The 11939-nt window shown below is 62.6% G+C and carries 13 protein-coding genes; 10 read left to right on the top strand and 3 right to left on the bottom strand.

The window, feature by feature from the left end; all coding sequences use genetic code 11:
• Nucleotides 1-133: 133 nt before the first annotated feature.
• The 5 genes from AAGW05_RS11100 (at nt 134) to AAGW05_RS11080 (ending at nt 5273) form a co-directional block, all read left to right on the top strand.
• Nucleotides 134-1060 (top strand): ABC transporter permease, encoded by a 927-nt coding sequence (locus tag AAGW05_RS11100; protein WP_411804583.1) that lies wholly within the window; start codon nt 134-136, stop codon nt 1058-1060.
• Nucleotides 1053-2057, top strand: a complete 1005-nt coding sequence (locus tag AAGW05_RS11095) for an ABC transporter permease (protein WP_411804582.1) — start codon at nt 1053-1055, stop codon at nt 2055-2057. The genes AAGW05_RS11100 and AAGW05_RS11095 overlap by 8 nt, the downstream gene beginning before the upstream one ends.
• A 5-nt stretch (nt 2058-2062) precedes the next feature.
• Nucleotides 2063-3832 carry an ABC transporter ATP-binding protein gene (locus tag AAGW05_RS11090; protein ID WP_411804581.1) on the top strand — a complete coding sequence of 590 codons (1770 nt, stop codon included), beginning with the start codon at nt 2063-2065 and terminating at the stop codon, nt 3830-3832.
• Between the two features lie 119 nt (nt 3833-3951).
• Nucleotides 3952-4875 (top strand): PIG-L family deacetylase, encoded by a 924-nt coding sequence (locus AAGW05_RS11085; RefSeq protein WP_411804580.1) that lies wholly within the window; start codon nt 3952-3954, stop codon nt 4873-4875.
• Nucleotides 4872-5273 carry a hypothetical protein gene (locus AAGW05_RS11080; RefSeq protein ID WP_411804579.1) on the top strand — a complete coding sequence of 134 codons (402 nt, stop codon included), beginning with the start codon at nt 4872-4874 and terminating at the stop codon, nt 5271-5273. The genes AAGW05_RS11085 and AAGW05_RS11080 overlap by 4 nt, the downstream gene beginning before the upstream one ends.
• A gap of 121 nt (nt 5274-5394) precedes the next feature.
• Here the strand turns inward: AAGW05_RS11080 and AAGW05_RS11075 are convergent, their stop codons facing one another.
• Complete coding sequence (locus tag AAGW05_RS11075) at nt 5395-5628, bottom strand: hypothetical protein (RefSeq protein WP_411804578.1); 234 nt, start codon at nt 5626-5628, stop codon at nt 5395-5397.
• A 110-nt stretch (nt 5629-5738) separates the two neighbouring features.
• Here AAGW05_RS11075 and fdxA point away from each other — a divergent pair, with 110 nt between their 5' ends.
• The 5 genes from fdxA (at nt 5739) to AAGW05_RS11050 (ending at nt 9712) form a co-directional block, all read left to right on the top strand.
• Entirely contained in the window at nt 5739-6062 is a 324-nt protein-coding gene (fdxA, locus tag AAGW05_RS11070) for a ferredoxin (protein WP_054012064.1), read from the top strand.
• A gap of 8 nt (nt 6063-6070) precedes the next feature.
• Nucleotides 6071-7234: a succinyldiaminopimelate transaminase gene (dapC, locus tag AAGW05_RS11065; protein WP_411804577.1), complete on the top strand. Its 1164-nt coding sequence runs from the start codon at nt 6071-6073 to the stop codon at nt 7232-7234.
• 211 nt (nt 7235-7445) lie between these two features.
• Complete coding sequence (locus AAGW05_RS11060) at nt 7446-8729, top strand: citrate synthase (protein ID WP_411804576.1); 1284 nt, start codon at nt 7446-7448, stop codon at nt 8727-8729.
• 92 nt (nt 8730-8821) lie between these two features.
• Nucleotides 8822-9004 (top strand): hypothetical protein, encoded by a 183-nt coding sequence (locus tag AAGW05_RS11055; protein ID WP_411804575.1) that lies wholly within the window; start codon nt 8822-8824, stop codon nt 9002-9004.
• Nucleotides 9005-9088: 84 nt separating this feature from the next.
• On the top strand, nt 9089-9712 hold the full coding sequence (locus AAGW05_RS11050) for a TetR/AcrR family transcriptional regulator (protein ID WP_411804574.1): 624 nt from the start codon (nt 9089-9091) through the stop codon (nt 9710-9712).
• An 890-nt stretch (nt 9713-10602) separates the two neighbouring features.
• Here AAGW05_RS11050 and AAGW05_RS11045 read toward each other — a convergent pair.
• Entirely contained in the window at nt 10603-11766 is a 1164-nt protein-coding gene (locus AAGW05_RS11045; RefSeq protein ID WP_411804573.1) for a hypothetical protein, read from the bottom strand.
• 24 nt (nt 11767-11790) lie between these two features.
• Nucleotides 11791-11925, bottom strand: coding sequence for a hypothetical protein (locus AAGW05_RS11040; protein WP_411804572.1), 135 nt, complete (start codon nt 11923-11925; stop codon nt 11791-11793).
• Nucleotides 11926-11939: the final 14 nt, after the last annotated feature.

The raw sequence follows: 11939 nt of genomic DNA, 5'->3' as shown, positions 1-11939 counted from the left end.
CACACACTTATGTGTTATTTTCCGTACAACGTGCTGCGGCAAGATCCCGCGGGCACCTTGTATTGACAACTACTTGAACAGGTAAATTCATGAATGAATTCCAACTTGGGACCCGGGGAGTGGTGACACCGTAATGGTCATGTTTACGCTCCGTCGGTTCCTGCAGCTGATTCCCGTCTTTTTCGGGGCCACGCTGCTTGTTTACTTCCTCGTCTTTGCCACACCTGGCGATCCCATTGCCGCCTTGTCCGGCGGCAAGCCGATGGCGCCAGCCGTTGAGGCTGCCCTCCGGGCCCAATACAATCTGGACCAGCCGTTCTGGATCCAATACGGGCTTTACCTCAAGAACCTGCTGACCTTCAACCTCGGCCAGACGTTCTCGGGCCAGGAAGTGTCGGCCGTCATTGCACGCGCCTACCCCGTCACAGCCCGCCTCGCCGTTATGGCGCTGGCGTTCGAAGCCATCTTTGGCGTCTTCTTTGGCGTCATTGCCGGCCTGCGCAAGGGCAAGCTGTTTGACAGCACCGTTCTCGTTGCCTCGCTGATTGTGATTGCTGTTCCGACCTTCGTCCTGGGCTTTGTCCTGCAGCTTGTGGTTGGTGTCCAGCTCGGCTGGGCCAAGCCGACAGTCAGCGGTTCGGCTCCCTGGAACGAACTCATCCTCCCTGCCCTCGTGCTGGGTCTGGTGTCCCTCGCCTACGTCATCCGGCTGACCCGAGCCTCCATCAGCGAGAACATGAACGCCGACTATGTGCGCACGGCAACGGCCAAGGGCCTAAGCCGCCGACGCGTCGTGGTGGTGCACATCCTGCGCAACTCCCTCATCCCCGTTGTCACCTTCCTCGGTGCGGATCTGGGAGCCCTCATGGGCGGCGCCATCGTCACCGAGGGAATTTTCAATGTCCCCGGCATCGGAAACCTGCTCTACAAGGCAATCCTGAACGGTGAAACCCCCACGGTTGTTGCAGTGGTGGGCATCCTTGTCATTGTCTTCGTGATTGCCAACCTCGTTGTGGACCTGTTGTACGCCTGGCTCGACCCAAGGATTCGCTATGTCTGAGAACCTGACACCTGAAAATGACCTGCCGATCCCGGCAGCCCGGCAGGGAAAGCGCTCCAGCCGCGTCATTGAACACTATGTGGCCCCGCTGGAGGAGACCCCGCTGGCGGCCGTCGACAAAGTTGATGAAACAACAGCCCCACTAAGCCTCTGGGCCGACGCCTGGAAGAACCTGCGCAAGCAGCCCCTGTTCATCATTTCCGCGTTGCTCATCCTGCTGGTGCTGGTGGTAGTGGTCTTCCCGCAGTTGTTCGCGAACGTTGACCCCACCAGTTGCACACTTGACAACTCAGCGGAAGGTCCCCGTGGGGGGCACCCTCTCGGCTTTACGCTGCAGGGCTGTGACGTTTACGCCCGCATGATCTACGGCACCCGTGCCTCGCTCATGGTGGGTGTCTTCACCACCCTGGGTGTCCTGATCATCGGCGGCATCATGGGCGCACTCGCCGGTTACTACGGAGGGTGGGTGGATGCCATCCTGGCCCGTCTGGGCGACATCTTCTTTGCCTTGCCGTTGATCCTCGGTGCCATTGTCCTGATGCAGCTGCCCGCCTTCCGCGACAACCGCAGCGTGTGGACAGTCGTCCTGGTGCTTGTGGCGTTCGGCTGGCCGCAAATTGCCCGCATCACCCGCGGCGCCGTGCTTGAAAACCGCAATGCGGACTTTGTCACAGCGGCCAAGGCGTTGGGGCTGTCCCGATTCAGTGCGCTAGTCCGCCACGTTATTCCGAACTCGCTGGCGCCCATCATCGTGGTGGCCAGCATCTCGCTCGGTACGTTCATTGTGGCTGAGGCAACGCTGTCGTTCCTGGGCGTTGGCCTGCCGGACACCATCATGTCCTGGGGCAATGACATTGCCGCCGCCCAGCCGCAGGTGCGCAACAACCCCGGAGTGCTGCTGTGGCCTGCTGTTGCACTCTCCATCACCGTTTTGAGCTTCATCATGCTTGGCGACGCCCTGCGTGATGCGCTCGATCCCAAAGCAAGGAAGCGGTGACGACCATGAGCAACAACAACAGTGCACAGTCCGCAAGTCCCGGAACGAAGCGCTCCGACGATGCCCCGCTGCTGGAAATTCGCGACCTGGCCATCACCTTCGACACCCAGAACGGCCCGGTCAATGCGGTGCGCAACGCGCACCTGACCATCATGCCGGGCGAAACGGTTGCCATTGTGGGCGAGTCCGGTTCGGGCAAGTCCACCACGGCACTTGCCGCGATCGGGCTGCTGCCCTCCAACGGGCGGGTCAGCGGCGGCCAGATCATTTTCGACGGCGAGGACATCACCAACGTTAGCGAAAAGCGCATCATTGAGCTGCGTGGAAACTCGATCGGCATGGTTCCCCAGGACCCCATGTCGAATCTGAACCCTGTCTGGAAGATCGGTTTCCAGGTCGAGGAGACCCTCAAGGCCAACGGCCTCGCGGGAACAAACTCCAAGGCCCGGGTGGCGGAGGTGCTAGCCGAAGCCGGCCTGCCGGATGCGGCTGCCCGTGCGAAGCAGTATCCGCACGAGTTCTCCGGCGGCATGCGTCAGCGCGCACTGATCGCCATTGGCCTGGCCTGCCGTCCGCGCCTGCTCATCGCCGATGAGCCGACGTCCGCCCTGGACGTGACGGTGCAGCGTCAGATCCTTGACCACCTGGACCGGATGACCACCGAGCTTGGCACTGCCGTGCTGCTGATTACGCACGATCTCGGCCTGGCCGCGGAACGCGCCGAGAAAGTGGTTGTCATGTACAAGGGGCAGGTGGTTGAGTCGGGTCCCGCACTGGAAATCCTGCGCAATCCGAGGCATCCGTACACCCAGCGCCTGGTGAACTCGGCGCCGTCTCTGGCCTCCCGTCGCCTGCAGTCGCAGAAGGCGAAGGACGCAGAAGACGCCGCAACAGCGCAAGGTGCCATTGCGCCGTCGTCCATCCGTGAGGTGCCACCCGCACCGGTCCCCGCGGCTGGGGCGGCACGCAAGCCTGCCGGCCAGGGCGAGACGATCCTGGAGATCAAGAACCTGACCAAGGTGTTCAAGCTTCGCGGCGCCCTGGGCAAGTCCACTGACTTCAAGGCTGTCGACGACGTCTCCATCAATGTCCGTCGCGGCACCACCATGGCAATTGTGGGGGAGTCCGGCTCGGGCAAGTCCACCGTGGCGCAGATGGCCTTGAGCCTGCTCGCGCCCACGGAGGGCAGCATTTCCTTCGACGGCACCGATGTCACAACGTTGAAGGGCAAGGGGCTCTTCGACTTCCGCCGCCGGGTGCAGCCGATCTTCCAGGACCCCTATGGCTCACTCGACCCGATGTTCAACATCTATCGGACCATTGAGGAGCCGCTGAAGATCCACAAGATCGGCGACAGAAAGTCACGCGAGAAGAAGGTTCGCGAACTGTTGGACCAGGTTTCCATGCCTGCGGCCACCATGCACCGCTTCCCGAATGAACTCTCCGGCGGACAGCGCCAGCGTATCGCCGTCGCGCGTGCACTGGCCTTGAATCCTGACGTGATCATCTGTGACGAGGCGGTGTCCGCGCTGGACGTGCTGGTCCAGGCGCAGGTGCTCAACCTGCTCAATGAGCTGCAGGAAGAGCTTGGCCTGACTTACCTGTTCATCACGCACGACCTTGCCGTGGTCCGCCAGATCGCCGATCACGTCACCGTCATGCAAAAGGGCCGTGTCGTTGAGGCCTCCTCCACGGATGAGGTCTTCAACAACCCGAAGCAGGTCTACACGCAGGAGCTGCTTAACGCCATTCCGGGGGCAACTCTCCTGGTTTAGGAAGTGCCCCCGCAGCGAACAGCAAAGGCCTGCACAGCCGGAATTTGATTCCCGGATGTGCATGCCTTTGCTGTTGCACCGTTGGGGCAGGGCGGGCGGCTGCGGGTAGATTGGAGACCATGGAACCACCACCTCTGCTGCCCGGATCCGGACCCGGCACCACCATGCTGTTCGTGCACGCCCACCCCGACGACGAAACAATCGTCACCGGCGCGACCATGGCCGCTGCTGTTGCTGCGGGCGCCAGGGTGGTCCTGGTGACCTGCACCCGCGGCGAGCTGGGCGAGGTCATCCCGCCCGAGCTGGCCCACCTTGAGGTGGACCAGGACAGCCTCACCACGGACGGTCTCTCCACAGCAACGCACGACGCCGGACACCGCCTCGGCGACGAGGGGTCACCCGGCGCCGGACTGGCCGCGGAACGCGAACGCGAGCTGGCTGCCGCACTGGCTGCGCTTGGCGTCAGCGACCACATCTGGCTGGGCCAGGGGCTGACCGCCCCCGCCGGTGGCCCCGTGGTGTTCCGCGACTCGGGAATGCAGTGGGGCCCCGACGGGCGCGCCACAGCCGCATCCACCATCCTGCCCGGGTCATTCTCCCGGGCGCCGCTGGAGCAAACCGCCCCATTGCTGGCGTCGGCCATCCGTACCCTGCGCCCGTCAGGCGTCGTCACCTACGCGGCCGACGGCGGCTACGGCCACCCCGACCACGTGCGTACCCATCAGGTGACAATGGAGGCGCTGCGGCTGGCCGCCAGGCCAGGCGGCGTCGGCGGGCCGGATTCCCCCGAGACGCCGGGCTGGGCGGTGCCTGCCATCTATGCGATCGTCAGTGACAGGCCCGAACGCCCCCACGAGGCAGGCGTGCCGCGCCTGAACGTTGCCGGCAGCCTTGCCGCCAAGACGGCAGCCATGCGCGCACACCGCACCCAAATTTCAGTTGACGGGCAGCGCTACGCGCTCTCCGACGGCGTCTGGAAGGACATATCTGCCGTGGAGGAATTCACGGTCGTCGATCCGGCAACAATTTACGGTGCGCCATGACCGGCACCTCCACGCCGCCGCGGCGCTGGGCCGCGTTTGCCGCCGCGGTGGGTGCAGGTGTCGGCGCCGGGCTGTTGGGCACGTCCCTGCACGGCCACGCCTGGTATCCCAACGGCGTCGGCAGTGCCATTCCCTATGGTGCGGGGCTTGCGCTGCTTTTGCTGGCTGCCGTGAGCATGTTTGTGGGGCTGTGGAGCAGAAGTTCCTGGATCGCGGTCTGGTGTGGCGCTGCCGCCTACCTCACGGCCGGGCTGCTATCACTGCAGATCGGATCCGCCGGTATGATTTTCGACAACATCCCGGGCCGCGTCTGGCTCTATGGCATCGCGTTCACCACACCGCTGATGGCATGGCTCACCTGGGTCGTCCTGCGCCCGCGCCGCGCCCGCCGCAAATAACGCGCTGGCCATGCGCCGAAAGCGGGGCCAACCGTCCAGAACGACGTATCTTGTGGGGGAGTTTCGCGGGTTGGCCCAGTCAACGTGACAGTGGCGCCAGCGCCTCCCGCTGCCTTGACTGCTACGGCTGCAGGCGAGGTTCGCGCCGAGCGGGAGGCGGTGGGACGGGCTTGGCGAGCTGGACGTCGTCGAACTTTATGCTGACGGAACCTGTGCGTGTGGCGATGGTGCAGCCAAGGCCGTCGCGGCCCGTCAGCTCGCCAACGGCGTCGGTCAACCCGCCCTCAATCCTGTACCGGACAACCATGCGGGTGCCCAAGGGAAGTTGCGCGAGTCGGTCAAGTGCACTGTTCACCTCTTCATACTAAGTCTCGTTGAAGTGCAGCTGCGGCGGCGGTGGGGGATAATGAAGGAACCGGCGCGTCTTTTGTGCCTGTCATTGAACTGTTGAGGAAGGTTGGGGCCGTGACGTACGTAATTGCGCAGCCATGCGTGGATGTCAAGGACAAGGCATGTGTAGAGGAATGCCCTGTTGACTGTATCTACGAAGGTGAGCGCTCGCTCTACATCCACCCCGACGAATGTGTTGACTGTGGTGCCTGCGAACCAGTGTGCCCCGTGGAGGCCATTTACTACGAGGACGACACCCCTGACGAGTGGGCCGAATACTACAAGGCAAACGTCGAATTCTTTGACGTGCTCGGTTCCCCGGGTGGCGCCGCCAAGATCGGCAACACGCACACCGACCACCCGTTCGTTGCGGCCCTGCCGCCGCAGAACCAGGACTGATCGGCCCCATGACAACGGCTTCACACAACGCCTCGGCCAAGCCCGTGGGCCTGCAGCTTCCCGACTATCCGTGGGATGCGATGGCGCCCTACCAGGCAACAGCCGCAAAGCACCCCGACGGCGTGGTGAACCTGTCGATCGGCACCCCCGTTGACCCCACACCGGCGCTGATCCAGGAAGCCTTGAAGGCTGCCGCCGACGCCCCCGGCTACCCCACGACCCACGGCTCCCTGGCGTTGCGCCAGGCAGTTGTTGACTGGTTTGCCCGGCGCCGCAACGTGCCAGGACTTGACCCGGCCGATGTCATGCCGACGGTTGGCTCCAAGGAACTGGTGGCGTGGCTGCCGCTGCTGTTGGGGCTCGGCGCCGGAGATGTTGTTGTGCGGCCCAAGGTGGCCTACCCCACCTATGACATGGGCGCCGTCTTTGCGGGGGCAACCTCGGTTGCGGCGGATTCCCTGGACGAACTCGATGCCGCAAGCCTCGCTAAAGTGCGCCTAGTCTGGGTTAACTCCCCTGGCAACCCCACGGGCATTGTGCGCGGCGTGGACGAGCTTTCCGCTTTGGTGGCAGCGGCGCGGGAGATTGGCGCCGTCGTGGCTTCCGACGAATGCTACGGCGAGCTTGGCTGGGGCGCATGGGATCCCGAAAACGGTGGCGAGGCTGTGCCAAGTGTGCTTGACCCGCGCGTCAGCGGTGGCTCACATGACGGGCTGCTGGCCATCTATTCACTGAGCAAGCAGTCAAACGTGGCGGGTTACCGTGCAGCGTTCGTCGCCGGTGACGGTGCCATCATGGCGAACCTGATCAACAGCCGCAAGCACGCAGGCATGATCGTGCCGCACCCCGTGCAGGAAGCCATGCGGGTGGCCCTGGGTGATGACGCACATGTCAGCGCCCAGAAGGCCCTGTACAGGGCACGCCGCACAGTCCTGGTGGACGCCCTTGAGGCGTTTGGGCTCACCATCCACCACTCGGAAGCAGGGCTCTACCTGTGGTGCACGGCCGGCGAAGACACCTGGATCACGATCGGACGGCTTGCCGATCTGGGCATTGTGGCCGGTCCCGGCACTTTGTACGGTGCAGCAGGCAACGGATTCGTCCGCGTCGCCCTGACCGGAACCGATGAGCGTATTGCCTCCGCAGTGCAGCGGCTCGGCGCAAATTCATAGCATTTTTGTACAAATTGCTCACAAAAACGCCCCCGGATTAGTGTTGAGGGCCCTTGACGCGGTAGTTTCATAGGTAGCCGTCTAGGCTGTCGGACGCTTAATTTGCTGAGTTTTTGTGGGGATTTCCCACCGGACGCGGGTGTCACGCGGACGGAAAACTAGCATTGAACCAACCAGAGCCTTTTGAAGGCCACCTCATGAAGGGGACTCCATGACTGATTCCACGAGCGCATCACTGCGCTACGACGGCGGAGAACTTGAACTTCCGCTCCTTGAAGCGGTAGAAGGCAACGCCGGGTATGACGTTTCCCAGCTCCTGAAGACCACCGGGAATGTCACGTACGACCCCGGCTTTGTCAACACTGCAGCCACCTCCTCGGCCATCACCTACATCGACGGCGACAAGGGTATTCTGCGCTACCGCGGATACCCTATCGAAGAGCTGGCTGAGCACTCAAGCTTCCTCGAAGTCTCGTTCCTGCTCATTTACGGGAACCTGCCCACACCGGCAGAACTTGACGCCTTCGACCAGCGCATCCGCCGCCACACCATGCTGCACGAAGACCTCAAAGGCTTCTTCGGCGGGTTCCCGCGCGACGCGCACCCCATGCCTGTGCTGTCCTCGGCCGTTTCGGCGCTGTCCACGTTCTACCAGGACTCGTTGGATCCGTTCGATGACGAGCAGGTCGAAATGGCAACCATCCGCCTCATGGCCAAGATGCCCGTCATCGCCGCCTACGCGTACAAGAAGTCCATCGGCCAGCCCATGCTGTACCCCGACAACTCCATGAACCTGGTCGAGAACTACCTGCGCCTGAGCTTCGGCCTGCCCGCTGAGCCGTACGAGCTGGACCCAGTAGTGGTCAAGGCCCTGGACCTGCTGCTGATCCTGCACGCAGACCACGAGCAGAACTGCTCCACCTCCACCGTGCGCCTGGTCGGTTCGGCCAACGCCAACATGTTCGCCTCCGTTTCTGCCGGCATCAACGCACTCTTCGGCCCGCTGCACGGCGGTGCCAACGAGGCTGTGCTGAACATGCTCCGCGACATCCAGGCCAGCGGTGAGCCCGTCGAGAAGTTCGTCGAGCGAGTAAAGAACAAGGAAGACGGTGTGAAGCTCATGGGCTTTGGACACCGCGTCTACAAGAACTACGATCCCCGCGCCACGATCGTCAAGGCCACGGCACACGAAATCCTGGAAAAGCTCGGCGGCAACGACGAACTCCTGGATATCGCCATGCGCCTGGAAGAGGTCGCGCTGACGGATGAATACTTCATCTCCCGCAAGCTCTACCCCAACGTGGACTTCTACACAGGCCTGATCTACAAGGCCATGGGCTTCCCCGAGAAGATGTTCACTGTCCTGTTCGCCATTGGCCGCCTACCGGGCTGGATTGCCCAGTGGCGCGAAATGATGAAGGACCCGCAGACAAAGATCGGCCGCCCGCGCCAGCTGTACACAGGCGAACCAGAGCGCATGTACCCCTCGCGCTGATCCCGACGATTTCGGCGGCGGGAGGCTTCCCTTGGGAAGCCTCCCGCCGTTTGTCTTATGTACAACCCTTGTTGAAAGTAAAGAGGACAAAAATGTTGAAGTTGTTGCTGCATACGTTTTCCATGGCATTCCCGATTGTTGTTGTCGTCTTGGGTGTCCTGTTGCTGGTTGGCAAGACTGTCTTCCTTCCGTGGTTCATCGGTTCGCTCGTCATCATGCTTGCGCTGTTGGTCCTGCTTTTCCTGGATAAGAAAAAGGATGCCGCCGCCAAGTAGTAGCGGTGCGCACAAGGCATGCCCAACGGGCTCAACGGGTGACCCCAATGGGCATTGATGAAACATCTGTGCTAAAAAAGATGTGTGCCTAAAATTGTTGACGCCGACGACCGCCGCGAGCTGGTCGCAGATGCCGTATTCCAAGTAATTTCAGACCGTGGAATGACACAAGCCTCGCTACGTAACGTGGCCAAGGCGGCCGGTCTGGCCCTCGGCTCGGTGCGCCACTACTTCGACAACCAGGCCGAGCTCATGGAATTTGCCTTCAGGGTCAATTCCGAGCGGATCCACCTGCGTGCCCTGGAGAAGCTGGAAGCCCTTGAGGGGGAGCAGCTTCCCGCTGATCGCGGCGAACTCCTGGAAAAATGCGCCCTGGTCCTCGAGGAGCTCCTGCCCCTTGACGAGTCGCGCCGCGCGGACGCCGTGGTGCACATGGAATTCATGCTCGACGCCCGCACCAACGCCGACCTCGGTGAAGCGGCCCAGGATGATTACAGGGCTACCGGTGCGGTTGTTGGCCGCGTCCTGCTTCAGCTGATGGAAAGCCCCCTCGCGGCAGGGTCCCTGGTGCCCATAGACGAGGCCGAACGGCTGATCGGCCTGTTGGATGGGCTGAGCCTGCGCATGGTGCTACAGCCGGCCTGGGCGGCCCCTGCGCAGGGCCGGGGAACCCTGCGCCGCCACCTCAACTCGCTCCTCACGGCTTGAGCCCCGCCCCACCTGTCAAAAGAAGGGCAGGCAAGTGACGCCGTCGTCCGCCTTTCAGGGAGTCCCCACACCCCGGCGATTTCCCGTGATGCCTACGCCACTGTGAGCCAGGCCCGGTCCATGTGTTCCACGGCCTGGGGCATGTGGCCCTCATCGGTGGCGGCGAAACGAGCCTGAGAAACGTGCCCGATGACATGCCTCGACGTGCCATAGGCCGATCCGGATCCGTTATCTTGGAGCGCCTCAAGAGACAGCGATGCGAGATGGATGGTGTTGTCCTCAGGGGAACGTTGACTGGGACGGGCGTATCCAATCAGACGGCACCAGAGCACTTACTCGTATCCAAAGTGTGAATCGCGTCGCCACTTCACCGCGGTCCTCTACAAGAGTGCGCTTACTCCGAAAGCGCTAGAGGCGAGACGCCCGAAGATCTTAGCGGGGGTGCCAATGTTTGCAGTGATAGTGGCGTGCATGATGATGCCATCAGTGTTGTTTCCGTGAAGAGGAAACAATTAGTCATGAAATTGACCCAACGCATTGGTGACCCGGTGAAAGTTACTTCCCGCTTCATAAGCGAGAGATTTTGCGAGACCGCCAGCTCAAAGCCGCCGATCGCAACGATGAAGGCGATCGTATACGGGAGCTCGGGGTCAACACGTCCCAGAACATCGGGTCGGCGGCGGGCTCTGCCGTCGCGGGAATCCTCATTGAAACAGCAGATGATCGGCCTACCACGACAAGGTTCAGTGGGCGGCCAGCTATGAAACGGTACCGAAAGAGGGGAAGGCGACGGACCCTATGCATGATCCTCAGCCGCAAGGGCCCTTACTGCGCCGAGACCCGACGCCGGCCCCTTTGCGGGAGGATATTTCTCGAAGGTGGGTTCGTTTCTAGCTGGCGGGTTGCGCGAAGAGTGTGATTGCGAGGAGGAGGAGGGCGAGTAAGGCGACGCCGCATTTCCGGTAGTATCCCGAGGTGGTCCGGAACGCGATGGTGGCCTCAACGGCGTAGTACGCGGCAAAAGCGCGGGAGGCGATCGTGACCAGGGTGAGGGTGGGAACCATGGCAGCGATCGCGATCGCCGCTGCTCCGCTGATCAGGTAGGGCCGCGGGCCACTCAACCATCTGCTCAGGGCGGTGAGGTTGCCTTTTGTCGCTTCGGTGTCGGCGATCGCTGCACTGAATTGGCTTAGAACCGCTGAGAGGACCAGGGGCAGTGCCAGCCACGGTGCGATGCGGCCGGTGATGTTCAGCAGTGTGGTGTCCGGGCCCGCAGCCGTTCCGAGTCCCATGACGGGGGTGGCGACGGCGACGAACCCGATGTAAATCGATGCGGACACCAGTTGCGCCGCCCGTGAGGCCCGCACCCGGGTGACGGCATCATATCGGTGGCCGAGGTAGCGCACGGTTTCGAATCCCTGGACGGTGATCACCAGGCCTCCCAGAATCAAGAGGGCTTCCAGCGGCCCGGCCGGTGGTGGAGGTGGAAGCCTGAGACCCGAGGAGCTGAGTAGGACGCCGTCGTGAAGGAGTAGGACACCTCCTAGGACGGTGGTGAGCAGGAGCACCGCAGCCAATGAGATCCTATCGATCCGGTCAAGTCCCTTGAATCCCCGGAAAATGCCGATTGCCATGATCAACGCGACTGAAACGCAGGCGATGACCGGTTCCAGGATCGCCGAACCAGCAGGAATGAAGAAGCCCACCATGTATTGGGCCATGATTCGCAGGTACAGGGCGACGGAGATAACGTACGCGATGACGATCACCGCATCCCCCAGCCGACCCAGTCGCCCGGTCATCGCGTCCAGAGTGCCGTCCGTCTTTTGCTGCCCTATTACGGTGACGTTGTGGCGAATAACGGTGCCCACAAGCCAAGCGAACGCGCAGATCCCGATCCCACCGAAGACTGCAAAGACGCCAAGTGCCCGCTCGAGAATGGGCACGATGATCAGAAGCCCCGATCCGAGGATCGACGCCAACGGGGTCACGGTGGCGGCGGTAACGCCGCGGACCGTGGCCCACCTGCTCAGTGGCGTCCCAAGCTCAGGCATTGTCCGTCAGTCGGTAGTGAGATCTCATCGATGCCCCGGCACCGGCCCCGACCGCTGGTGGTCGGTCCGGTAGCCGTGGGCCTGGTCAGTGGGCCGGGCGAGGGGCTGAGCCTTGATGCGCATGACCATGACCTCGTCGCCTTTTCGATGATCGTCCACCTCCACCAAACCTG

This window comes from Arthrobacter sp. LAPM80, assembly GCF_046736435.1.
Lineage (GTDB): Bacteria > Actinomycetota > Actinomycetes > Actinomycetales > Micrococcaceae > Specibacter.
Note: the sequence above shows the minus strand (reverse complement) of the source record. Positions and strands in the feature narration are given on the sequence as shown.